At 61.4% G+C, this 22,907-nt stretch carries 23 protein-coding genes; 11 read left to right on the forward strand and 12 right to left on the reverse strand.

Annotation, left to right across the window (positions count from 1 at the left end):
- The first annotated feature begins 580 nt into the window (after positions 1-580).
- Together H043_RS0113390 and H043_RS0113395 are read left to right on the forward strand one after the other, a co-directional pair.
- Complete coding sequence (locus tag H043_RS0113390; RefSeq protein WP_027612283.1) at positions 581-1,303, forward strand: response regulator; 723 nt, start codon at positions 581-583, stop codon at positions 1,301-1,303.
- Entirely contained in the window at positions 1,300-2,910 is a 1,611-nt protein-coding gene (locus tag H043_RS0113395) for an ATP-binding protein (protein ID WP_027612284.1), read from the forward strand. Before H043_RS0113390 ends, H043_RS0113395 begins: the two co-directional genes overlap by 4 nt.
- Positions 2,911-3,025: 115 nt before the next feature.
- Here H043_RS0113395 and H043_RS0113400 read toward each other — a convergent pair whose 3' ends face one another.
- Both H043_RS0113400 and H043_RS0113405 read right to left on the reverse strand, forming a co-directional pair.
- Positions 3,026-3,751 (reverse strand): 4'-phosphopantetheinyl transferase, encoded by a 726-nt coding sequence (locus H043_RS0113400; protein WP_049827886.1) that lies wholly within the window; start codon positions 3,749-3,751, stop codon positions 3,026-3,028.
- A gap of 139 nt (positions 3,752-3,890) precedes the next feature.
- Complete coding sequence (locus H043_RS0113405) at positions 3,891-4,682, reverse strand: dienelactone hydrolase family protein (RefSeq protein ID WP_027612286.1); 792 nt, start codon at positions 4,680-4,682, stop codon at positions 3,891-3,893.
- Positions 4,683-4,823: 141 nt separating this feature from the next.
- Here H043_RS0113405 and H043_RS0113415 point away from each other — a divergent pair, with 141 nt between their 5' ends.
- The 3 genes from H043_RS0113415 (at position 4,824) to H043_RS0113425 (ending at position 7,601) form a co-directional block, all read left to right on the forward strand.
- Positions 4,824-5,429, forward strand: a complete 606-nt coding sequence (locus H043_RS0113415; RefSeq protein WP_027612287.1) for a membrane protein — start codon at positions 4,824-4,826, stop codon at positions 5,427-5,429.
- Positions 5,430-5,580: 151 nt separating this feature from the next.
- Entirely contained in the window at positions 5,581-6,258 is a 678-nt protein-coding gene (locus tag H043_RS0113420) for a response regulator transcription factor (RefSeq protein WP_027612288.1), read from the forward strand.
- Entirely contained in the window at positions 6,255-7,601 is a 1,347-nt protein-coding gene (locus tag H043_RS0113425; RefSeq protein ID WP_027612289.1) for an ATP-binding protein, read from the forward strand. Before H043_RS0113420 ends, H043_RS0113425 begins: the two co-directional genes overlap by 4 nt.
- Before the next feature lie 143 nt (positions 7,602-7,744).
- On the opposite strand, the gene H043_RS0113430 is transcribed toward H043_RS0113425, so the two are convergent.
- Positions 7,745-8,743: an AraC family transcriptional regulator gene (locus tag H043_RS0113430; protein WP_027612290.1), complete on the reverse strand. Its 999-nt coding sequence runs from the start codon at positions 8,741-8,743 to the stop codon at positions 7,745-7,747.
- Between the two features lie 350 nt (positions 8,744-9,093).
- Here H043_RS0113430 and H043_RS0113435 point away from each other — a divergent pair, with 350 nt between their 5' ends.
- Together H043_RS0113435 and H043_RS0113440 are read left to right on the forward strand one after the other, a co-directional pair.
- Positions 9,094-10,428 carry a dicarboxylate/amino acid:cation symporter gene (locus tag H043_RS0113435; protein ID WP_027612291.1) on the forward strand — a complete coding sequence of 445 codons (1,335 nt, stop codon included), beginning with the start codon at positions 9,094-9,096 and terminating at the stop codon, positions 10,426-10,428.
- Between the two features lie 257 nt (positions 10,429-10,685).
- Positions 10,686-11,867, forward strand: a complete 1,182-nt coding sequence (locus H043_RS0113440) for a CaiB/BaiF CoA-transferase family protein (RefSeq protein WP_027612292.1) — start codon at positions 10,686-10,688, stop codon at positions 11,865-11,867.
- A 111-nt stretch (positions 11,868-11,978) separates the two neighbouring features.
- On the opposite strand, the gene H043_RS0113445 is transcribed toward H043_RS0113440, so the two are convergent.
- Positions 11,979-12,473, reverse strand: a complete 495-nt coding sequence (locus tag H043_RS0113445; RefSeq protein ID WP_003227192.1) for a SprT family zinc-dependent metalloprotease — start codon at positions 12,471-12,473, stop codon at positions 11,979-11,981.
- A gap of 148 nt (positions 12,474-12,621) precedes the next feature.
- Complete coding sequence (locus tag H043_RS0113450; protein WP_016773629.1) at positions 12,622-13,224, reverse strand: Yip1 family protein; 603 nt, start codon at positions 13,222-13,224, stop codon at positions 12,622-12,624.
- A gap of 374 nt (positions 13,225-13,598) precedes the next feature.
- Between H043_RS0113450 and ttcA the strand changes: the two genes are divergently transcribed.
- Both ttcA and H043_RS0113460 read left to right on the forward strand, forming a co-directional pair.
- The gene (gene ttcA / locus H043_RS0113455; protein WP_007968702.1) at positions 13,599-14,423 is read left to right on the forward strand and encodes a tRNA 2-thiocytidine(32) synthetase TtcA; all 825 of its coding nucleotides are present in this window, start codon (positions 13,599-13,601) and stop codon (positions 14,421-14,423) included.
- A gap of 167 nt (positions 14,424-14,590) precedes the next feature.
- On the forward strand, positions 14,591-15,265 hold the full coding sequence (locus tag H043_RS0113460) for a DNA-3-methyladenine glycosylase I (RefSeq protein ID WP_027612293.1): 675 nt from the start codon (positions 14,591-14,593) through the stop codon (positions 15,263-15,265).
- A 90-nt stretch (positions 15,266-15,355) separates the two neighbouring features.
- On the opposite strand, the gene H043_RS0113465 is transcribed toward H043_RS0113460, so the two are convergent.
- From H043_RS0113465 to arsC, 3 genes are read right to left on the reverse strand one after another with little or no spacing between them, the layout of a single operon-like run.
- Positions 15,356-15,781: a DUF2069 domain-containing protein gene (locus H043_RS0113465; RefSeq protein WP_027612294.1), complete on the reverse strand. Its 426-nt coding sequence runs from the start codon at positions 15,779-15,781 to the stop codon at positions 15,356-15,358.
- Between the two features lie 2 nt (positions 15,782-15,783).
- Complete coding sequence (gene wrbA / locus H043_RS0113470; RefSeq protein ID WP_027612295.1) at positions 15,784-16,380, reverse strand: NAD(P)H:quinone oxidoreductase; 597 nt, start codon at positions 16,378-16,380, stop codon at positions 15,784-15,786.
- Positions 16,377-16,730 carry an arsenate reductase (glutaredoxin) gene (gene arsC, locus H043_RS0113475; protein ID WP_027612296.1) on the reverse strand — a complete coding sequence of 118 codons (354 nt, stop codon included), beginning with the start codon at positions 16,728-16,730 and terminating at the stop codon, positions 16,377-16,379. Before arsC ends, wrbA begins: the two co-directional genes overlap by 4 nt.
- A 114-nt stretch (positions 16,731-16,844) precedes the next feature.
- On the opposite strand from arsC, the gene H043_RS0113480 reads away from it, so the two are divergent.
- Positions 16,845-17,312, forward strand: a complete 468-nt coding sequence (locus tag H043_RS0113480; protein ID WP_027612297.1) for a TlpA disulfide reductase family protein — start codon at positions 16,845-16,847, stop codon at positions 17,310-17,312.
- Positions 17,313-17,489: 177 nt separating this feature from the next.
- Here H043_RS0113480 and H043_RS0113485 read toward each other — a convergent pair whose 3' ends face one another.
- Together H043_RS0113485 and H043_RS0113490 are read right to left on the reverse strand one after the other, a co-directional pair.
- Positions 17,490-17,894 (reverse strand): META domain-containing protein, encoded by a 405-nt coding sequence (locus H043_RS0113485; RefSeq protein ID WP_007968709.1) that lies wholly within the window; start codon positions 17,892-17,894, stop codon positions 17,490-17,492.
- Positions 17,894-18,328 (reverse strand): hypothetical protein, encoded by a 435-nt coding sequence (locus tag H043_RS0113490; protein WP_025112952.1) that lies wholly within the window; start codon positions 18,326-18,328, stop codon positions 17,894-17,896. Before H043_RS0113490 ends, H043_RS0113485 begins: the two co-directional genes overlap by 1 nt.
- A 133-nt stretch (positions 18,329-18,461) precedes the next feature.
- Between H043_RS0113490 and H043_RS0113495 the strand changes: the two genes are divergently transcribed.
- Positions 18,462-18,902 (forward strand): hypothetical protein, encoded by a 441-nt coding sequence (locus tag H043_RS0113495; RefSeq protein WP_027612298.1) that lies wholly within the window; start codon positions 18,462-18,464, stop codon positions 18,900-18,902.
- 12 nt (positions 18,903-18,914) lie between these two features.
- Here the strand turns inward: H043_RS0113495 and H043_RS0113500 are convergent, their stop codons facing one another.
- Together H043_RS0113500 and H043_RS0113505 are read right to left on the reverse strand one after the other, a co-directional pair.
- The gene (locus H043_RS0113500) at positions 18,915-19,904 is read right to left on the reverse strand and encodes a 2-hydroxyacid dehydrogenase (RefSeq protein ID WP_027612299.1); all 990 of its coding nucleotides are present in this window, start codon (positions 19,902-19,904) and stop codon (positions 18,915-18,917) included.
- 83 nt (positions 19,905-19,987) lie between these two features.
- Entirely contained in the window at positions 19,988-22,741 is a 2,754-nt protein-coding gene (locus tag H043_RS0113505) for a response regulator (RefSeq protein WP_027612300.1), read from the reverse strand.
- Between the last annotated feature and the right edge of the window lie 166 nt (positions 22,742-22,907).

Below are 22,907 nucleotides of genomic sequence, written 5' to 3' on the forward strand. Positions count from 1 at the left end.
CTGAAAATACGTTAGGTTCAACCCGACAATGGCAATAAAAAGCCTTGAATTCACTGTCCGGTTTGTGTTTGGTTTTTTGCGAAAAACCCTACATGTAGGGGTTTTTTACGCACGGGCTACAAGATAATGCGTTTTGGGGGAGTATTGCAACGTATAGCCTGTGGATAAACCTGTGCGTAAATTGTGTGCGAAAGGGCTGATTCGCGTGTAGGCCGCGAACCTGCTGAGCTAGACCGTTTGTCACTGTTTTTCACTTGGGAAAAACGCTTCAGCGGAATTTTAAGGGCGCGAACCCTACCACAAAAAACCGCCGTGTCCGAACGCATTTGCCGACTTGTGTTCTGGCTGTACGCCGTTTATACAATCGGGCGGTGTTTACCCATTCTTATCCTCCCGAAAGATGACAAAAAGACGGGAGGATCTACAACTGTGGGAGCGAGCCTGCTTGCGAAAGCGTTGGATCAGCCAACATTGATGCTGAACCTGCCGACGCATTCGCGAGCAGGCTCGCTCCCACATGGATTGTGCTGCGTCGTACGGTTCTTCCTTTATTAATAACAACAGCAAGCAGAGGTCACCGGTGGAGCAAGAAGCCTGGCAGGTATTGATAGTCGAGGACGACCAGCGTCTGGCCGAACTCACCCGCGAATACCTGCAAGCCAATGGATTGCGCGTTGAGATTGAAGGCAACGGCGCGCTGGCGGCGGCGCGGATCATCAAGGAGCAGCCGGACCTGGTGATCCTCGACCTGATGCTGCCCGGTGAAGACGGCCTGAGCATTTGCCGCAAGGTGCGCGATCGTTACGACGGTCCGATCCTGATGCTCACCGCGCGCACTGACGACGCCGACCAGATTCAAGGCCTCGACCTCGGCGCTGACGATTACGTATGCAAACCGGTGCGCCCACGGCTGTTGCTCGCGCGCATTCAGGCTTTGCTGCGACGCAGCGACACAGCCGAGCCAATCGTGGAAAAAAGCCGTCGCCTGCAATTCGGCCCGCTGGTGGTGGACAACGCCTTGCGTGAAGCCTGGCTCAGCGACAGCGGCATCGAACTGACCAGCGCCGAATTCGACCTGCTCTGGCTGTTGGTGTCGAACGCCGGGCGAATCCTCTCTCGCGAAGAAATCTTCACTGCGTTGCGCGGCATCGGCTATGACGGCCAGGATCGCTCGATCGATGTGCGCATCTCGCGCATCCGCCCGAAAATCGGTGACGACCCGGATCACCCGCGCCTGATCAAGACCATCCGCAGCAAAGGCTATCTGTTCGTCCCTGAAGCGTGTGTGGATCTGGCGTTGTGAACTCGATCTTCCTGCGTATCTATGGCGGCATGTGCGCGGCGCTGATTCTGGTGGCAGTGCTCGGTGTGCTGGCACTGCACCTGCTCAATCAGGTGCGCAGCGAGCAATACCGCGAGCGCTTGGCCCACGGCACGTTCTCGCTGATGGCCGACAACCTGCAACCGATGAACGAAACCGAGCGCCACCGGGCGTTGCTGGTCTGGGAGCGTCTGCTGGGGATTCCGCTGGCACTGAAGAAGTTTTCCGAGACCGATCTGGATCTCTCTCAGCGCGCCCGGGTGCAGCGCGGTCAGGCCTTGGTGGAGCAGACCGGCCCGCATGCGGCGCGAGTCTACAGACTGGTCAGTGATAAAGAACAATTGGTGCTCACCGGCGACGTGCAGCAGATCAGCGAGCAACTGGCGCGCGCGACTATTTATCTGTTGGCCGATGAACTGGTACGGGTGCCGGTCGGCGAACAGCCCAAACGACTGGCGCAGTTAAAGGAAGAGAAGGGTTTCGGTTTCGATCTGCGACTGGTCACGGTCAATGAAGCCGACATGGACGAAGACCAGAGCCGTCGCGTGTCCGAGGGCGATACGGTGATGGCGCTGGGCAAGGGCGGGGATTCGATCCGGGTGTTTGCCGGCATGGTCGGCACGCCGTGGGTGCTGGAGATCGGCCCGCTGTATCAGATGAATCCGTATCCGCCGCAATGGCTGGTGTTGATCGCTGCCCTGGGCCTGACCTTGATCGGTCTGATCGTATATCTGCTGGTGCGTCAGCTCGAACGACGTCTGCGCGGACTCGAAGCCGCGGCCACGCGCATCGCCAAGGGCAGCCTGGAAACCCGCGTGCCGGCCCGCGGAGCTGACTCGGTCGGGCGACTGGCAGCAGCGTTCAACGGCATGGCCGAGCACTTGCAGCAGTTGCTGGCGATCCAGCGCGAGCTGGTGCGCGCGGTGTCCCACGAACTACGCACGCCAGTGGCGCGCCTGCGCTTCGGTCTGGAGATGATCGGCTCGGCCACCACCCCGCAGGCGCTGGAGAAGTACCGCGAGGGCATGGATCACGACATCGAGGATCTCGATAAGCTGGTGGACGAAATGCTCACTTACGCGCGGCTGGAGCAGGGTTCGCCAGCGCTGACCTTTCAACGCATCGACCTCGATGCGCTGGTCAATCAGGTGATCGAAGAACTGGCGCCGTTGCGTGCCGAGGTCACGGTGCAGCGCGGGTTGTGCCTGTCAGCGGCGGACAACGATGGCGCCTGGGTCGAAGCCGAGCCGCGCTTCCTGCATCGGGCGTTGCAGAATCTGGTGAGCAACGCGATGCGCCATGCACGCTCTAACGTCACGGTGAGTTATCAGGTCGGGCAGTTGCGCTGCCGGGTCGATGTCGAGGATGACGGGCCGGGCGTACCGGAGTCGGCGTGGGAGCGGATCTTCACGCCGTTCCTGCGTCTGGATGACAGCCGCACCCGGGCCTCTGGTGGGCATGGGCTGGGGCTGTCGATTGTGCGGCGGATCATTCACTGGCATGACGGTCGGGCGCTGATCAACAAGAGCAAGAGTCTGGGTGGGGCTTGCTTCAGTCTGAGCTGGCCAAGGAATCAGGAGCGCCGTTGAGTTTGTGTCAGCAGAAATGACGCCTTCGCGAGCAAGCCCGCTCCCACAGGGGATGTATTTCAAGGGTGGGAGCGGGCTTGCTCGCGAAGGCGGTGCAACAGTCGCCGAAAAATCCTCAGGCCGGAATGCTGACCAGACTCAACAACTGCCCATCCTGCACACCAAATTGCGCCTCCAGCTCGGTGCCATTACGCCATTCGCCAGACAAGTCAGTCAGCAAACGCAACCGGACCTGACCCTGCTCCGTCCACTCCAGCACCTCGGCGTGCTCGAAGTAGAAGCGCTTCTGCACAATCGGATACAGCGCCTTGAACAGGCTCTCTTTCACCGAAAACGTCAGGGTCACGCACAACGCCAGTTGTTCCCGCGCACCGGCGGCCATGCGTTGCAGCTCCGGCGGTGTCAGAATCTCCCCGGCCAGGCGTTCGGCGCGCTCGGTCTCGAGCAGGTTTTCCAGATCCATGCCCAAGCCGCGCCAGTGCCGCTTGTTGGCGACAATCGCCGCCGCGTGTCCGGTGCTGTGAGTGATCGAGCCGCAGATGTGCGCCGGCCACACCGGTGCGCGGTCTTCGCCAATCGCCGGAATCACGCTTGAGCCTTCCAGTTGCTGCAGCGCGGCCCGGGCGCAGATTCGTCCGGCAAGAAACTCGGCCTGCCGTTTGGCCACCGAGCGCTGAATGCTCGGCGGCGGCTCGATGGCGCTGCGCTGGAAGTCATCGCCCAGCAGTTGCTTCGGGTCGAAACGGGTACTGAGCAGCACGGTCTCGGGCAACACGTTGGGCAACGGCCAATGGGCGTCGAGCGGGGTGCAGCAGGCGGGGAGGGGCGGGCTGGAATTCATGGCGGCCATTTTGCCGATTCGCAGGGGCAAGGTCGAGATCGGCGGTGCGGCTTTCGCGAGCAGGCGCGCTCCCACATTTGGAACGCATTCCCATGTGGGAGCGCGCCTGCTCGCGAAGGCCGCGCTGCAATCTATCTGATCAGCCAAAGATTTTCTGGAAGAACGCCTTCATGTCCGCCCAGGATTTTTCATCGGCCGCCTTGTTGTAGCCGATATCCGGGCCGCCGTGATCGCCGTGGCTCAAGCGATCGGCATCCGGATTGGTGAAGCCATGCTTGGCGCCGTCGAGGCTGACGAATGTGTAGTCGGCGCCGGCCTTGTCCATCTCGGATTTGAATGCGGTGACGTTGTCTGGAGTGACCATGCTGTCCAGCGCACCATGCTCGACCAGAATCTTCGCCTTCACACCGCCGGGCGTCGCCGGGGTGGTGGTCGCCAGCGCACCGTGGAAACTCACCACGCCCGCCAGCGGCTCGCCCTGACGCGCGGCGTTGAGCACCACGCCACCGCCGAAGCAGTAACCGATGGCGGCGATTTTATTGACGTCGGTCTGCGGCTGCTTTTTCAGCAGGTTCAACCCGGCCTCGAAACGTTTGCTGGAGGCCGCGGCATCCCGGGTCGCGGCTTGCATGAACGCCATCGCATCTTTCGGGTGCTCAGTGTTCTTGCCTTCGCCATACATGTCGATCGCCAGCGCGCTGTAGCCCAGTTCGGCGAGGTCGCGGGCGCGACGTTTGGCGTAATCGTTAAGGCCCCACCATTCATGCACCACGACGACTCCCGGGCGTTTGCCCTTGATCGCGTCGTCATAGGCGTAGTAGCCGATCAGCTTGGTGCCGTCGGCACTCTGGTAGGGAATCTCCTGAGTCTTGATCGCGGCGTTGGCCAGATTGCTGGCGGCGAGCAAGACGAGGGCGAGGAACAGGCGCATGGTCGGTCTCCTTATCGAAAGTGGTCAGGACAGCCTAGTCGATTTGATTCAGCGCAGGTTCAGAGAGTGTTCAGGGCAGGTACAGGGGCGGGTCAGTAACCTTGCGCCATACCCAAACAGCACTGTGAAAGAGGAAACGCGATGAATCGTCTAAACAAACTGCTGCTGGCTTTTACCTTGTTGGGCTCCAGCCTTGCGGCACATGCCGATGACACCAGCAACTTCGCCGGCCTGACCTTTGGCCAGACCAGTGACAAGGTTAAAAAATCCCACGCGCTGAACGACAACCTTGGCCACCCTGACGCCAGCGGCGCAATCGACGGCAACAACACCTACGGCGTGCGCCTCGGTCAGCAAAACTCGCAAGGTCGTTACTACGCGACCTACGACAACGTGTCCGGTTCGCACAATGGCATTAAACTGCGCCAGGAAAACCTGCTGGGCAGCTACGATCTGTTCTATCCAGTGGGCGGCAGCACCAAACTGTTCGGTGGTGCAACGGCCGGTTTGACCAAGCTGACTCAGGACTCGCCGGGCTATAGCCGTGACAGCGACATCGGTTACGCCGTCGGTGGCCAGTTCGGTGTGCTGCAACAAGTGGCGCAGAACGTTTCGGTGGAACTCGGTTACCGTTACCTGATGAGCAACGCCAGCACTGAAATGAAAGAAAGCGGTGGCAGCAAGCAAGGCTCGCTGGACTTGACCAGCAGCGCCCAGACTTACCTGTCGGCGAACTACGCTTTCTAAAGCGCGGTTCGTTCTAGACCCTGTGGGAGCGAGCTTGCTCGCGAAAGCGGTCTATCAGTCGACAACAATGTTGGCTGATACATCGCCTTCGCGAGCAAGCCCGCTCCCACAGGTGCGTTGTTGGAGTTTTTGATTTACCCGGGAGAGCGTTATGAAACTGTTGGTCGTCGAAGATGAAGCGCTGTTGCGCCATCACCTGCAAACCCGCCTGACGGAGAGCGGTCACGTGGTCGAGTCCGTGGCCAATGCCGAAGAGGCGCTGTACCAGACCGGGCAGTTCAACTTCGATCTGGCGGTGATTGACCTCGGGCTGCCGGGCATGGGCGGTCTGGACCTGATCCGGCAGTTGCGCTCGAGCGGCAAGACCTTTCCGATCCTGATCCTCACCGCGCGCGGCAATTGGCAGGACAAGGTCGAAGGCCTCGCCGCCGGTGCCGACGACTACGTGGTCAAGCCGTTCCAGTTCGAGGAACTCGACGCGCGCCTGAATGCCTTGCTGCGTCGCTCCAGCGGCTTCACCCAGTCGACCATCGTCGCCGGGCCGTTGTTGCTTGATCTCAATCGCAAGCAGGCGTCGCTGGATGAAGAGCCGCTGGCACTGACCGCCTACGAATACCGCATCCTCGAATACCTGATGCGCCACCACCAGCAAGTGGTGCCCAAGGATCGCCTGATGGAGCAGCTCTATCCGGATGACGACGAGCGCGATCCGAACGTGATCGAAGTGCTGGTCGGCCGTCTGCGCCGCAAGCTCGAAGGACCGGGCGGGTTCAAGCCGATCGACACCGTGCGCGGTCTCGGCTACCTGTTCAATGAGCGCTGCACTTGATTCGTTCTCTTCGCGTTCGCTTGATGCTCGCCGCCACCACGTTGGCGGTGTTGTTCATGCTCGGCTTGCTGCCGGCCATGCAGGGCGCGTTCAGCCTGGCGTTGCAGGACTCGATCGAGCAACGCCTGGCCTCGGACGTCACCACGCTGATCTCGGCGGCACGCGTCGACAGTGGCCATCTGGTGATGCCGGCGCAGCTGCCGGATGAGCGCTTCAACCTCACCGACAACCGCCTGCTCGGCTACATCTACGACCGCGAAGGCAAACTGGTCTGGCGCTCGAAAGGCACGCAGGAAGAGCAGATCAACTACAAGCCGCGTTACGACGGCATGGGCAACGAGTTCGCGCGGATCCGCGAGAGCAATGGCCAGGAGTTCTTCGTCTACGACGTCGAAGTCAAACTGCTCGGCGGTAAAAGTGCCGCGTTCAGCATCGTCGCTCTGCAACCGGTGCGCGAATACGAAAATACCCTCGAAGGCCTGCGCGAAAATCTCTACCTGGGCTTCGGCGCCGCATTGCTGGTGCTGCTGGCGCTGTTGTGGATCGGCCTGACCTGGGGTCTCAAGGCGCTGCGTCGGCTCAGTCAGGAACTCGACGAGATCGAAAGCGGCACTCGTGAAAGCCTCACCGAACAGCACCCACGCGAACTGCTGCGCCTGACCGGCTCGCTCAACCGTTTGCTGCACAGTGAGCGCCAGCAGCGCAGCCGCTACCGTGACTCCCTCGATGATCTGGCGCACAGCCTGAAAACCCCGTTGGCGGTACTGCAAGGGGTCAGTGAAGACATGGCCCAACGCCCGGAAGATCGCGATCAGGCCTGGGTGCTGCAAACCCAGATCGAGCGCATGAGTCAGCAGATCAGCTATCAACTGCAGCGCGCCAGCCTGCGCAAGAGCGGCTTGGTGCGCCATCAGGTGCGGCTGCAACCGGTGCTCAAAAGCCTGTGCGACACGCTGGACAAGGTCTACCGCGACAAACACGTGCGGGTGGCGTTTGATCTGCCGGAGCACTGCTACGTGCCGATCGAACAGGGCGCGCTGTTGGAGATGATGGGCAACCTGCTGGAAAACGCCTATCGCCTGTGCCTGGGCGAAGTGCGCATCAGCGTGCGCGAGACCCTCGCCGGCATCGAGTTGTGCATCGAAGACGACGGCCCCGGTGTGCCACCGAATCAGCGCGCGCGGATCCTTGAGCGCGGCGAACGACTGGATCGCCAGCATCCGGGGCAGGGCATCGGGCTGGCGGTGGTCAAGGACATCATCGAGAGCTACAACGCCAAGCTGATGCTCGGGGATTCGCCGATGGGCGGGGCGGCGTTCAGGATTCAGTTTCCTGCGGTTTAGTCGGTGCCTTTCGGGCGCCATCGCTGGCAAGCCAGCTCCCACAGTGTCCGAGTCGTATACAAACTCCTTGAACGACATCAAAACCTGTGGGAGCTGGCTTGCCAGCGATGAGGCCAGTCAAGGCGTCACAGACGGCGAACAGATCACTGCTCCTGCGCCCGATACGCCCCCGGTGTCAGCCCCGTCCATTTCTTGAACGCCCGGTGAAACGCCGACGGTTCGGAAAAACCCAACTGCTCGGCAATCTGTTGCAACGACAGATCCGCCCGTCCCAGATGATAGATCGCGATGTCGCGGCGCAACTGATCCTTCAATTCCTGAAAACTGCTGCCTTCCTCACGCAAATGCCGACGCAGGGTTTGCGGGCTGATGTGCAGCTGCGCGGCCACCGCTTCGAGGTCCGGCCAGTGCGCACTGTCGCGGCTGAGCAAGCGGCGCAGGCGACTGCTGAGGCTGTCGCCGTCGTCCGGGCGCGACAGCAGGTCGGCGGGTGAGCGTTCGAGAAAGTGCTTGAGGGTGCGTTCGTCCTGCAACAGCGGCATGTGCAGATAGCGACTGTGAAACAGCAGGCTGCTCTGCTGGGCGCAAAACACCAGCGGGCAAGGGAACAGCAGGTCGTACTCGGCACCGTGCGCCGGTTTCGGATAACTGAAGGTGGCCTGCTCCAGACGAATCCGCTGGCCGATCAGCCAACTGCCGAGGCGATGCCAGATCACCAGCAGGCTCTCGCTGAGAAAGTGATCCGGGTCCCATAACTGCGAGTCATCAAGGCTCAGGCGCACCCATTCGTCTTCGCGGCTCAGGCTCAGGCGCGGAGCCTCGGGGAATAGGCTATAAAACAATAAACCGCGTTGCAGTGCCTTCTCCAGATTGCGGCAGTGGATCAGCGCGTGGCACATCATCGCGAAGCTGCCGGGCTTGCTCGGCGCGGTGCCAAAGCCCAGGTATTCGTCATCCAGCGCCAGCCACAGGCTCTGGATCAGTTGGGTGAATTGCTCCGGGGCGATGCGCGCCCGAGGTTCATCGAGCAATTCGGGACTGATGCCCAGTTGCTGCAGCAGCGGCGCATAGTCGAACCCCGAACGGCGTGCGCCACCAAGGGCGGCGCGGGCGAAATGACTGGCGATGGTACGTTCGCGCATAAGCGGCAGATCCTTCCTCAGACGCCGGATGGTAGCCGGGGCATGCGCAGGGCAACAAGGCGGATTTCCGCCAAATTGTAGGACGAGATCCGCTGACTTGGCGGAAATCCGCCACACTGGCGTCACCGGGCAGTGACAAAAAATACTCTGCATCCCCTGATATCAAAAGGCTTGCAGCGAATTGCACCAAAGTGGCACGGCGTTTGCGATAAGAGCGACAGAAGTGTGCGTCTATTCCGCGGGAATAGCGCCGCTCCAACAACAAATCCCTCCAGTGCAGGAGGGTTCGCAATTCAGGTTCTGCGCCCAACAGATGGATGTTGCCCGCGGGACGCTTGAGGACACTTGCAATGACGACTCGTCAGCCACTGTACAAATCCCTGTATTTCCAGGTGATCGTCGCGATCATCATCGGTATTGCCCTTGGTCACTACTACCCGCAGTTCGGTGTGGCGGTAAAGCCACTGGGTGACGGATTCATCAAGCTGATCAAAATGATCATCGCCCCGATCATCTTCTGCACCGTGGTCAGCGGCATCGCTGGCATGCAAAGCATGAAGTCGGTCGGCAAGACCGGCGGTTACGCACTTCTGTACTTCGAAATCGTTTCGACCATCGCCCTGCTGGTGGGCCTGATCGTGGTCAACATCGTGCAGCCGGGCAACGGCATGCACATCGACGTCAGCACCCTCGACGCCTCGAAAGTCGCGACTTACGTGCAGCAAGGCGCAGACCAGAGCGTAGTCGGCTTCCTGCTCAACGTGATCCCGACCACCATCGTCGGCGCGTTCGCCACCGGTGACATCCTGCAAGTGCTGATGTTCTCGGTGATCTTCGGTTTCGCCCTGCATCGCCTGGGTGACTACGGCCGCCCGATCCTTGACTTCATCGATCGCTTCGCCCACGTGATGTTCAACATCATCAACATGATCATGAAGCTCGCGCCAATCGGTGCCTTCGGCGCGATGGCGTTCACCATCGGTGCTTACGGTGTCGGCTCGCTGGTGCAGTTGGGTCAACTGATGGCCTGCTTCTACATCACCTGCCTGGCCTTCATCCTGATCGTGCTGGGTGCCATCGCCCGCATGCACGGCTTCAGCGTGCTGAAGATGATCCGCTACATCCGTGAAGAACTGCTGATCGTACTCGGTACCTCGTCCTCGGAATCGGTACTGCCACGCATGCTGATCAAGATGGAGCGTCTGGGCGCGAAGAAATCCGTCGTGGGTCTGGTGATCCCGACCGGTTACTCGTTCAACCTCGACGGTACTGCGATCTACCTGACCATGGCTGCAGTATTCATTGCTCAGGCCACCGACACGCACATGGACATCACCCATCAGATCACCCTGCTGGTGGTGTTGCTGCTGTCCTCGAAAGGCGCCGCCGGTGTGACCGGTTCGGGCTTCATCGTGCTGGCCGCCACCCTGTCGGCAGTCGGTCACTTGCCGGTGGCCGGTCTGGCGCTGATCCTCGGTATCGACCGCTTCATGTCCGAAGCCCGCGCCCTGACCAACCTGGTCGGCAACGCTGTAGCGACCATCGTGGTTGCCAAGTGGGTGAAAGAGCTGGACACCGACGTGCTGCAATCCGAGCTGGCGTCGGGTGGTCGCGGTATTGCTGACACCCGTCCGGAAGATGACCTGGGTGTGGCTGAAGGTGCTACTCCGAGCAACGTCAAGTAATCTGAATTGGCTCCAGTGTAATGCTGGAGTCTGAGAGCCCTTGTGGTGAGGGGATTCATCCCCGATGGGTCGCGAAGCGGCCCCCTTCTTAGATAGAAGGGGACTGCTGCGCAGTCCATCGGGGATGAATCCCCTCGCTACAGGGGTTTTTTATTGCCTGCGATTTGAGCATTACGGTCACTGCCGCTGATGCATCCGGTGATTGCCGTGCGCGGCATCGCTGCCTAGGCTGAGTGCATCGCCCAAGGAGTTCGCCCATGTCCGCGCCGCTGGCCTCACTGAAGATTCTGGATTTCTCGACCCTGCTGCCGGGGCCGTTCGCCTCGCTGTTGCTGGCGGACATGGGCGCCGAAGTGCTGCGCATCGAATCGCCAACGCGCATGGACCTGCTGCGGGTGTTGCCGCCGCATGATCAAGGTGTGTCAGCCAGCCACGCTTACCTCAATCGCAACAAGCGCAGTCTGGCGCTGGATCTCAAACAGCCTGAGGCGCTGGAGGTGGTCAGGCAGTTGCTGGCCGACTACGACATCGTCCTCGAGCAGTTCCGCCCCGGTGTAATGGAGCGTCTGGGTCTGGGTTATGAGGCGCTGAAGGCGATCAACCCGAAGCTGATTTACGTGTCGATCACCGGCTATGGCCAGACCGGGCCGTACAAGGATCGCGCCGGGCATGACATCAACTACCTCGCCCTGGCCGGTCTGTCCAGTTACACCGGCCGCGCCGACAGCGGGCCGTTGCCACTGGGCATGCAGGTGGCGGATATCGCGGGTGGTTCGCTGCATGGGGTGATCGGCCTGCTGGCGGCGGTCATCGCCCGGCAGCAGACCGGGCAGGGCACGCATCTGGATGTGAGCATGACTGATTGCGCCTTCAGCCTGAACGCCATGGCTGGCGCTGGCTATCTGGCCTGTGGCGACGAACCGCATTGGGAAGAGCAGATGCTCAATGGCGGCAGCTTTTATGACTACTACCGCTCGCGCGACGGGCGCTGGCTGTCGGTGGGCAGTCTTGAACCGGGGTTCATGCAGCAACTGTGTCAAGCGCTGGGCCGGCCGGAGCTGGCGGCGCAGGGCTTGTCGCCGAAACCCGAGCAGCAACGGTTATTGAAGGATGCGCTGAAAGTTGAATTCGAGAAGCACGACTTTGCCGAGTTGTGTGAATTGTTCGCCGGAGTCGATGCCTGCGTCGAACCGGTCTTGAACCTGAGCGAGGCGGTGCAACATCCGCAGTTGCAGGCGCGGGAGCTGGTGACCCAGGTGCCGCGTGGCGACGGTACAACCCAGGCGCAGATTGCCTGTCCGCTGAAATTCTCCGAAACGCTGCCGGCGCCGCGGCATGTTGGGGCGGGGTTGGGACAGCATACGGAGCAGGTGTTGGGGGAGTTGGGGTTTGGTGCTGAGCGGATTGCTCAATTGCGGGCGGCCAAGGTAATTCTCTAGCGTCTGTACCGGCCTCTTCGCGAGCAGGCTCGCTCCCACATTTGAAATGCGTTCCCCTTGTGGGAGCGAGCCTGCTCGCGAAGGGGCCAGTTGGGGCAATACAAAAATCGGCTATTCCACCCGCATCTCACCACTGAACACCAAAGTGTTGCGGCATCTACGGCACAAATACCGTCGCCCTTGGCGCACCAGGCTATGACGCTGCGCCGAAAACGGAAAATCACTGTCGGCGCACGGGCATTTGTAGATGTAGCGGGTCACGCTGCGGCGTTTGATTGCGTAGGTGTGGCAGCGATCCGGCGGCAGTTCGTAAACCCCGCGCATGATCAGTTGCCACTCCTCGCCGTGGGGCTGGATGCGGTCGCCGAACAGTTGGTGGGCGATCAGGTGCGCGACTTCGTGGGCCACGGTCTGCTTGAGGAAGTGTTCGGTGTTTTCCCGGTACAGCTGCGGGTTGAAGCGCAGCAGGTTCTCGTGCAGATGCGCGACACCGGCTTTTTGCCCGCGCAGCTTGAGGCTGACGACGGGGCGTTGGAAATGACGTTTGAAAAAGGCTTCAGCGAGTTGGTAACAGTCTTCGACGCGGGTATTGAGTTGCTCGGGCATGCTTGATGGATCTCCAGAGGCGTCGAGTATGCCGCAACGTTCCTGACTTGCGAATCGCTGACCTGCCGAATGGTCATCCGCCAAACGAGAAGGCCGCCTTGCGGCGGCCTGTATTGGCAGATCTTGTTTTTCTCGGGGGTGAAGCTTGTCAGTTGGTATACACCGGCCCCACGCCGAGGCCCCAGACAATCACGGTGAACGCCATGATGGCCACCAGCACCACCAGACCCACCGCCAGCACCGAGCTGGAAAACAGGAAGCCTTCGTCCGACGGAATGTTCATGAACGTCGGCAGCCCCACGTACAGCAGATACACCGTGTAGCAGATGGCCGCCGTGCCGACGATCATTCCCAGCCACATGTGTGGATACAGCGCCGCCAATCCGCCGACGAACAAAGGTGTCGCGGTGTAGGTGGCGAAGGCCACGCAACGGGCCAGACTCGGATTGGCGTCATAGGTGCGGGCCATCCAGTGCACGAAGGCGCCCATCACCGCGACCCCGCCGAGCATCGCCAGGTACGACATGATGGTCATCCACAGTGCGCTTTCGAAGGTCAGCATCACCGGTGCGCGGTTGCCGATCACCCAGCCGACCTGAGTGGTGCCGATAAACGCCGAAACCGCCGGAATCGCCGCCAGGATCAGCGTGTGCGTCAGGTACATGTGGCTGATGCTTTCCTCTTGGTCGCCACGGATTTCCTTCCATTCCTGATCGGGGTGGGTAAAAAGTCCCACTACGTGATGGATCATGCCAGTCACTCCTCTTGTTATTGCCATCGCCCCCCAGCGGAGCGCCTACGGGCCAAGGTGGCCGAGCAAATTCAGGTCTTCAGATTGTGTGCGACCTTATGTCGCAGTATAGAAAGGACTTAACCGCACAGGGACTAGGGGCTTAGAGCAAATTGCGCTGTAAACACGGAGCGTAATCGCCGTCTGCTCTTGTATTGATCCCTGTAGGAGCTGACGAGTGAAACGAGGCTGCGATCTTTTGATCCTGATTTTTTACAATCAAAAGATCGCAGCCTTCGGCAGCTCCTACAGGGTGCGTCCGTCAGGACGCTTCGCCGCTGGTGGGTTTTTGCGTAAAATGCCCGCCTTTCGTCACACCTCACGGATTTCGCGTCATGGGCACTCTTACGGTCAACCAGAACAAACTGCAAAAGCGCCTGCGCCGCCTGGCCGGCGAAGCGGTCGCCGATTTCAACATGATCGAAGACGGCGACAAGGTCATGGTCTGCCTGTCCGGGGGCAAGGACAGCTACACCATGCTCGACGTGCTGCTGCACCTGCAGAAGGTTGCACCGATCAAGTTCGAGATCGTCGCGGTGAACATGGACCAGAAGCAGCCGGGCTTCCCCGAGCACGTACTGCCGGCCTACCTGAAAGAGCTGGGCGTCGAGTACCACATCGTCGAGAAGGACACCTATTCGGTGGTCAAGGAGCTGGTGCCGGAAGGCAAGACCACCTGCTCGCTGTGCTCGCGCCTGCGTCGCGGCACGCTGTACACCTTTGCCGACGAAATCGGCGCGACCAAAATGGCCCTCGGTCACCACCGTGACGACATCGTCGAGACGTTCTTCCTCAACATGTTCTTCAACGGCACCCTCAAGGCGATGCCGCCGAAGTTGCGCGCCGACGACGGGCGCAACGTGGTGATCCGTCCGCTGGCCTACTGCAACGAGAAAGACATCCAGGCCTACTCGGACTTCAAGGAATTCCCGATCATCCCGTGCAACCTCTGCGGTTCGCAGGAAAACCTGCAGCGTCAGGTGGTCAAGGAAATGCTTCAGGACTGGGAGCGCAAGACTCCGGGCCGAACTGAAAGCATCTTCCGCAGTCTGCAGAACGTGGTGCCGTCGCAACTGGCCGACCGCAACCTGTTCGACTTCACCAGCCTGAAGATCGACGAAACGGCGGCTTCGCGCTTCGTTAACGTCGTCAATCTGTAAGCACAATCATTGTGGGAGTGAGCCCTGTGGTGAGGGGATTTATCCCCGATGGGGCGCGAAGCGCCCCCAGAAAAGCTGGGGCTGCTGCGCAGCCCATCGGGGATGAATCCCCTCACCACAGGGGCCGCTCCCACATTGGTTTTTCGTTTTATTCAATAGGAGAGGGCATGCGCGATTACAAGTGGCTGCACGAATACTGTCTGAACCGCTTCGGTTCGGCGGCTGAACTGGAAGCCCATCTGCCCGTTCCCAAGACTCCCGCGCAACTGCGCAAGATCAGCGACGATCGTTACCTCTCGACCATGGCCCTGCGCGTGTTTCGCGCTGGTCTCAAGCACAGCCTGGTGGACGCCAAGTGGCCGGCCTTCGAAGAAGTGTTCTTCAGGTTCGACCCGGAAAAAGTCGTGCTGATGAGCGCCGAACACCTCGAACGCCTGATGCAGGACGCGCGCATCATCCGCCACCTGGGCAAGCTCAAGAGCGTGCCGCGCAATGCCCAGTTCATCCTCGATGTGGAAAAGGACAAGGGCAGTTTCGGCGCGCTGATCGCCGACTGGCCGGTGACCGATATCGTCGGTCTGTGGACCTACCTGAAAAAGCACGGGAGTCAGTTGGGCGGGCTGTCGGCGCCGCGCTTCCTGCGCATGGTCGGCAAGGACACCTTCGTGCCGAGCTATGACGTGGTCGCCGCGCTGAATGCGCAGAAGATCGTCGACAAGGTGCCGACCAGTCTGCGCGATCTGGCGATTGTGCAGAACGCGTTCAATCAGTGGCATGAACAGAGTGGCGGGCGGCCGATGAGCCAGATTTCGATGATGCTCGCGTACACCGTCAACCATTAAGACCGCGTCGCCCCATTCGCGAGCAAGCCCGCTCCCACAGAGGGAATACATTTCAAATGTGGGAGCGAGCCTGCTCGCGAAGGCGTCAGATCAGGCGACGCTGATCTCGCCTTCACCCGCCAGCTTGCGATTCAACTGATACCGCCACCGCACATACAGCAGCGCCGAGCAGAACAGCGCCAGGCTCGCGGCCATCTCCAGCACGCCGAACAGTTGCCGGTTCGGGTCATACGCTGCCAGCGCGCCCTTGATGAAATACAGATTCACCACAAAACACATCCACGAGTGCGCACGCGCGTTGCCCATCAGCATCCCCGGCGCGAGGATCAGCCACGGGATCAGCTCGACCAGCAGGATCACCCACGGTCGGGCGCCGTGCAGGTCGGCGAACACCAGGTAGTAAGCGGCGAGCAGCCCGGCGAGGCCGAAGAAGCACAACAGGCTGACGACCCGCATCGCCTTGACGCGGGGTTCAAGCCACTCGACGGAGGGCAGGACTTTCGGCTTCTTCGCCACCCTCAGCCCTCCAGTTTTTGCGCGGTCTTGGCCAGGCGTGCGCCGAGTGCGCGACACAGTGCCATCTCGTGCTGATCGAGACCTTTCTTGCCATCGGCGCCGGCGTGATGACTGGCGCCATACGGCGTGCCGCCGCCCTGGGTTTCCAGCAGCGCCGACTCGCTGTACGGCAGGCCGGTGATCAGCATGCCGTGGTGCAACAGCGGCAGCATCATCGACAGCAGGGTGGTTTCCTGACCGCCGTGCAGGCTGGCAGTGGAGGTGAACACGCCGGCCGGTTTGCCGACCAGTGCGCCGGTCAGCCACAGGTTGCTGGTGCCGTCGAGGAAGTACTTCAGCGGCGCGGCCATGTTGCCGAAGCGCGTCGGGCTGCCAAGGGCGAGGCCGGCGCAGTTCTTCAGGTCATCGAGGGTGGCGTAGAGCGCACCGTCTTCCGGGATGTCCGGGGCGACCGCCTCACACTCGGTTGAGATTGCCGGCACGGTCCGCAGGCGCGCTTCGAGGCCGGCCTGTTCGACACCGCGGGCAATCTGCCGGGCCATCTCGTTGGTCGAACCGTTGCGGCTGTAATACAGAACCAGAATGTACGGCGCGCTCACGGCAGCAGCTCCAGCACATTTTCCGGCGGACGGCCGATCACAGCCTTGTCGCCGACTTCGAGAATCGGTCGTTCCATCAGTTTTGGATGCTGGGCGATGGCGTCGATCAATTGCGCTTCGCTGAGGCTTTCGTCAGCCAGCTGAAGCATTTTGTATTCATCTTCTCCGCTGCGCAGCAACTGACGCGCGCTGATCCTGAGCTTGCCGAGCAGTGCCTTGATTTGCACCGCATTCAGCGGGGTTTCGAGGTAACGCACCACGTTCGGGGTCAGGCCACGGGCCTCAAGTAGTTCCAGCGCGCCGCGGGATTTCGAGCAGCGCGGATTGTGATAAAGCGTCAGATCGGTCATGGCGGGTCGCTTCTGGCGTAAAGTGGCGGCTATTCTAACTGTGCAGCGCGCAATCCAGAACCTTCAGAGGCGATGGGTCGCAGGCGCCTTCAATTTTTGACCAGGGAACATGACATGACACGGCGATTGGCAGCGGCATTGACGATAATCGGGGCGTTGATGCTGGGGGGCTGCGGCAATGACTACGGCATTGACCAGAATGGTCAGAAGGTCGCGTCCGAACGTCTGGACAAGCAATGGGTAGTCATCAATTACTGGGCCGAATGGTGCGGCCCGTGCCGCACGGAAATTCCGGAGCTCAATCATTTGGCTGACGAACTCAAGAGCAAGAACGTGGGTGTGTTCGGGGTCAACTTCGACAACGTCCAGGGTGAAGACCTGAAGAGCGCCAGCGAGAAACTGGGCATCAAATTCACCGTGCTGGCGCAGGATCCGGCGGACCTGTTCGACCTGCCGCGCAGTGAGGCCTTGCCGGTGACTTACATCATCGACAACAAGGGAAAGGTGCGTGAGCAGTTGATGGGCGAGCAGACGGCGGCGGGGGTGATGGCCAAGCTGGAGGCGTTGCAGGCTACCAAGTAGGGCAAGTGAGGTTTTGTGGTGAGGGGATTTAGCGAAACGTCGCACCGCCCCGATGGGCTGCGCAGCAGCCCTGAAACCCGAAAACCCGGTTTATCCTCAACCTCCGAAGGGGGTCGCTCCGCGACCCATCGGGGATAAATCCCCTCGCCACAGGGTAGTCTCAGCAGCAGGAGGGGGTTAACCCTCTTCCAGCCACCAACGCAACGGCTTGCCTTCGGCCGGCCAGAAGCGCATCTGCTCGATCGGCGAGATGTCCCAGCGCTCAACGCCTTGCAGCGCCTGCAGGAAGCGTTGTTCCTGCTCCATCAGCGCCGGCGCGCAGAGTTTGCGGGTCTTGCCGATCGGGCCGAAGCTCAGCTTGTCGCCGTCGAGGGTGTACGGCGCGAACCAGTGGTTGCAACCGCCGTTGCCATATGCGCGGCCATCGTCACCAAGGGTCACGGTCAGATGGCTGTAATCCATCAATGGCCGCTCGCCGATCCACTCCAGAATGTAGCTGCGGTTCTGCTGCAATTGCACAGGCTCTGCGGCGCAGCCCACCAGAGCGGCACCGACCAGCAGCGGCAGGGCAAGGCGTTTCATCACGCAGGCTCCTGGCATTTCGGGCACAGGTGCTTGTCGCCGACGGCTTTCCAGCCCAGCTCGGCGATGCGCGCCGTGGCGGCCGGTTTCTCGGCGGTCTTGCCCAGCTTGGCGTCCACCGCGAACTCGAAGTTCAGCTCTTTGGCGCAGCTGTCGCAGTTGACCTGCCAGGTGTGGATCGCCAGTTCGCCGAATACCGGGCCGGTGGTCATCGCGGTCCATTGGCCCGGCGGATTGATCAGGTGGCGCACGGTGTCGACGGTCAGGCGCATGGACAAATCCTTGCTGCCTTTGAGGGTGACCAACAGGACGTCACCGTTGCGGATCGAGCCACCGTTGCCGGTGACCTGATAGCGGCCCGGTACGAGGGCGCGGCATTCGGTGAGGGTGTGTTGCGGGTTCATCAGGGTGTAGCGGAAATCGTGTTCGACCATGGGTCCTCCAAATCTGCGCGACATGCTAGCACGGGCTGGATTGCAGGATGGCGTACACGTGCGACCTTCGATCCGGTTCAAATCGTCCGGCGCTCATGGCAAACTGCCGCCCTTCACTCTGAGGGAACGGAACATGGCGCTGATCGAATGTTATGAATGCAAGCGGAGCATCAGCTCGGAAGCAAAGGCGTGCATTCATTGTGGTGCTCCGATGGCGCAGCAGCACGAGCACACACCGGCGCAAGCCGCCGCCGCGACGATTTCATTTGGCAGCCTGCCGCGCAACAAATCCGTGCCCGAGGCGTTTATCCCGCCAGCAGCCCCTGAGCCCGCGCCGCGCGTTTCACCGGCGGCGGTCGGTCGTCGCCGTCGGCAACGGGAACCCGCACCTCAACTTCAGCCCAACGCCGACGGTTCGCGGCCGGTGGAAGGCTGGTTGAAGATCATGGTGTTCCTGCTACCGATAGTCTTCGTCTGGTTCCTGCTGCGTAACGGTCATTCGATGAAGCAGCGCTTTTTCGGTTTTGGCTGGCTGGCGTTGCTGATCCTGGCCTCGTCGCTGTCGCCGAAGTAAACCGGCAAGCCTTCAACCTTCGACCTGGTTCTGCGGCGCGCCTGCGGCCCAGGTCGCGATGTTGTGCAGGGTGGTCGCGGCAATCGCGCCCAGCGCCTCATGGGTCAGAAACGCCTGATGGGCGGTGATGATCACGTTCGGGAAGGTCAGCAGCCGCGCCAATACGTCGTCCTGCAACGGCAAGTCGCTGCGATCCTCGAAAAACAGCTGCGCCTCTTCTTCATACACATCCAGTCCCAGATAGCCCAGTTGGCCGTCCTTCAAGGCGTCGATCAGCGCCGGCGTGTCGACCAGGCCGCCGCGTCCGGTGTTGATCAACATCGCCCCCGGTTGCAGGTGTGCCAGTGACTCGCGGTTGATCAAGTGTTTGCTCTGGGCGTTGAGTGGGCAGTGCAGGCTGATGATTCGTGACTGCGCGAGCAGCTCCGGCAGACTCAGGTAACGTGCGCCCAGCGCCACGACCTCAGGGTTTGGGTACGGGTCGTAGGCCAGCAATTGGCAACCGAAACCGTGCATGATTTTCGCGAACGTCGCGCCGATCTGCCCGGTGCCGACAATCCCCACGGTCTTGCCCACCAGATCGAAACCCGTCAGGCCGTGCAGCGTGAAATCGCCTTCGCGGGTGCGGTTGTAGGCGCGGTGCAGGCGTCGGTTGAGTGCCAGAATCAGCGCCACCGCGTGTTCGGCCACCGCATGTGGCGAGTAGGCAGGTACCCGCACCACGGCCAGCCCGAGGCGTTTTGCCGCGAGCAGATCGACATGGTTGTAGCCCGCCGAGCGCAGGGCGATCAGCTGTGTGCCACCGGCGGCGAGGCGCTCCAGCACCGGCGCACTGAGATCGTCATTGATGAAGGCGCAGACCACCTCATGCTGCTCGGCCAGGGCGGCGGTGTCGAGACTGAGCCGGGCCGGTTGAAAGTGCAGTTCTATCCCGGCCGGGCAGGCGGCGCCGAGGAAACTGTCGCGGTCGTAGGTCTGGCTGCTGAAAACGAGCGTGCGCATGAATTCCTCCTGGAACGGGGTGGCGAGTCAGCGTTGACGGCCACCACTTTAACGGCGGATGCCGCTGCCGGCATTGCCGTGGATCAGGCGCTGATCCTGGCTTGCGTCGCGAGTCGATTGATCGCCCGCTCCAGTTCTTCCAGCGCCACCACTGCCTTCGGATCGCCCTGTTTGAGCAGGGTTTCACTGCGCTGACAGGCCGCGCGTAACTGCGGCACGCCACAATATCGGGTCGCACCGTGCAGGCGATGCACGCGCTCGATCAGTGCGTTCTGATCGCGGGCTTCACTGGCGGCACGAATGGCTTCGCGGTCAGCCTCCAGCGAGGCGAGCAACATGGCCAGCATGTCGGCTGCCAGATCGGCCTTGCCGGCGGCCAGACGCAAGCCTTCTTCGTGGTCGAGCACCGGCAACTCATTGCCACCCGCCGCGCTGTCGCTGGCCCGTTCCGTTCCTTGATTGCGCAAGGCCAGACCGGTCCACTTCAGCACCACTTGCGCCAGTTGCCGCTCGCTGATCGGCTTGGTCAGATAGTCATCCATGCCGCTTTGCAGCAAGGCGCGTTTTTCGTTGGCCATGGCGTGGGCGGTGAGGGCGACGATCGGCAGCGGTGTGCTATGCCGTTCGCTTTCCCACTGGCGAATGGTTTCGGTGGTCTGGCGTCCGTCCATGCCCGGCATCTGTACATCCATCAGCACCAGATCGAAGGACTCGCTCTGCACCGCTTTGACTGCTGCGTAGCCGCTTTCCACGGCCAGAACCTTGGCGCCCATGTCTTCGAGCAGGGTCTGCACCAGCAACAGGTTGGCCGGGTTGTCGTCGACGCACAGCACTTTCGGTGCACGGCTCGACAGCGGCTCACCCGGCTCGTTACGCGGCTGGCGTGGATTGGCCAGATCGGCCAACGCTCGACGCAGTTTGCGCGTGCAGGCTGGTTTGGCTTGCAGCTGGCTGTGCGGGTTGGGCACCGAGAGATGGAACAGCGTCTGTTCGGTGGTCGGGCACAGCACCAGCACTTTGCAACCGAGGTGTTCGAGATCCCAGATGTGCTGGTTCAGGCGCTCCGGGAGCATATCGTTGCTGGTGATGCCGAGCACCGCAAGGTCGATCGCCTGATCGGTCTGGTGTGCGCCAGTGACGCCGTTGGTCAGGCTCTCCAGCGTATTGAACGGCGTGACGTCGAGGCCGCAGTCTTCCAGTTGATGCTGCAGCGCCTGACGTGCCAGTTCGTGATTTTCCAGCACCGCCACGCGACGCCCGAGCAGTGGCGGGCCCGGCAGGTCTTCGCTGTCGTCGCGGGTTTTCGGCAGGCTCAGGCTGATCCAGAATTCCGAGCCTTCGCCCGGGGTGCTGTCGACGCCGATTTCGCCACCCATCTGTTCGATCAGACGCTTGGAGATCACCAGACCCAGACCGGTACCGCCGGGTTGGCGCGACAGCGAGTTGTCGGCCTGACTGAATGCCTGGAACAACGCGCGCACGTCCTGACTCGACAGGCCGATGCCGGTGTCCTGAATGCTGATGCGCAACTGCACGCTGTCTTCGTGTTCTTCTTCAAGCATGGCGCGGGCGACGATGGTGCCTTCGCGGGTGAATTTGATCGCGTTGCTGACCAGGTTGGTGAGGATCTGCTTGAGGCGCAGCGGGTCGCCGACCAGTGACAGCGGCGTATCGCGATAGACCAGACTCACCAGCTCCAATTGCTTGGCGTGGGCGGCCGGGGCCAGGATGGTCAGGGTGTCCTGCAGCAGATCGCGCAGGTTGAACGGGATGTGGTCGAGCACCAGTTTGCCGGCCTCGATCTTCGAGAAATCGAGAATCTCGTTGATGATCCCCAGCAGGCTGTCGGCGGACTTTTCGATGGTGCCCAGATAGTCGAGCTGGCGCGGGGTCAGTTCGCTTTTCTGCAACAGATGCGTGAAACCGAGAATGCCGTTGAGCGGCGTGCGGATCTCATGGCTCATGTTGGCGAGGAACTCGGATTTGATCCGGCTCGCCTCCAGTGCTTCTTTGCGCGCCAGGTCCAGTTCGATGTTCTGGATCTCGATGGTTTCCAGATTCTGCCGCACGTCTTCGGTGGCCTGATCGACGCTGTGCTGCAGTTCTTCGCGAGCGTTCTGCAAGGTGCCGGCCATGCGGTTGATGCCCGAGGCGAGCTCGTCCAGTTCCTGACTGCCGAGCGGTGGCAGGCGGGTTTCCAGATGACCGTCCTTGAGCTGGGCAACCGCCTGTTTGATCTGGCTCAGCGGGCGGTTGATGGTGCGGCCCATGCGCAACGCGAGCAGGGCCGCGCCCGCCAGACCGGCGGCGATCAGCAGCAGGCTGGCAAACAGGCTGCGATAACCGCGCAGCAGCATGCCGTTGTGCGACAGCTCCAGTTCGACCCAGCCGAGCAGACGGTCGGATTCTTCGGGGATCAGATCACCAGCGAGGTTGCGATGCTTGCCGAACACCGGCATCAGGTAACGGGTGGCGTCATTGCCGCTGCGCCGTTGCAGTTGTGCACTGTCACCGCTGGGCGCCTGATTGAGCATGGTCGGGCCGGCGTGCGCCAGCGGTGTGCGGTCGGGGGCGAGGAAGGTGACGGCGCGCACGTCAGGTTGTTCGAGGGACTGGGTGGCGATGCGTTCGAGCAGATCGGTGTTGCCGTGGCCCATGGCGGGCGCCACCAGCGGCGCCAGTTGTTCGGCGATCATTTCACCGCGCTGCATCAATTGGGTCTGCAAATCGGACTGTTGCATCCAGGTGAAATAGCCACCGAGCACCAACGCCATCAGGCTGGTGGGCAACAGGGTCAGCAACAACACGCGACCTTTGATTCCCAGTTTCTTGAGCACACCCATCTCCTGCATCCCGCTGAACTGTTGACTCGCACGTGCGTCCGGCACGCGACATTGGCGCAGTGTAGCGATTTGCAGGCAGGCAATCTTCGGAAAAATCATGTCGCCATTGGTCGGCGCGGCCTGGCGCGTTTGTCCGGCCGGTCAAGCTTGGGTTGCCCGA

Source organism: Pseudomonas sp. URIL14HWK12:I6 (assembly GCF_000514195.1).
Lineage (GTDB): Bacteria > Pseudomonadota > Gammaproteobacteria > Pseudomonadales > Pseudomonadaceae > Aquipseudomonas > Aquipseudomonas putida_A.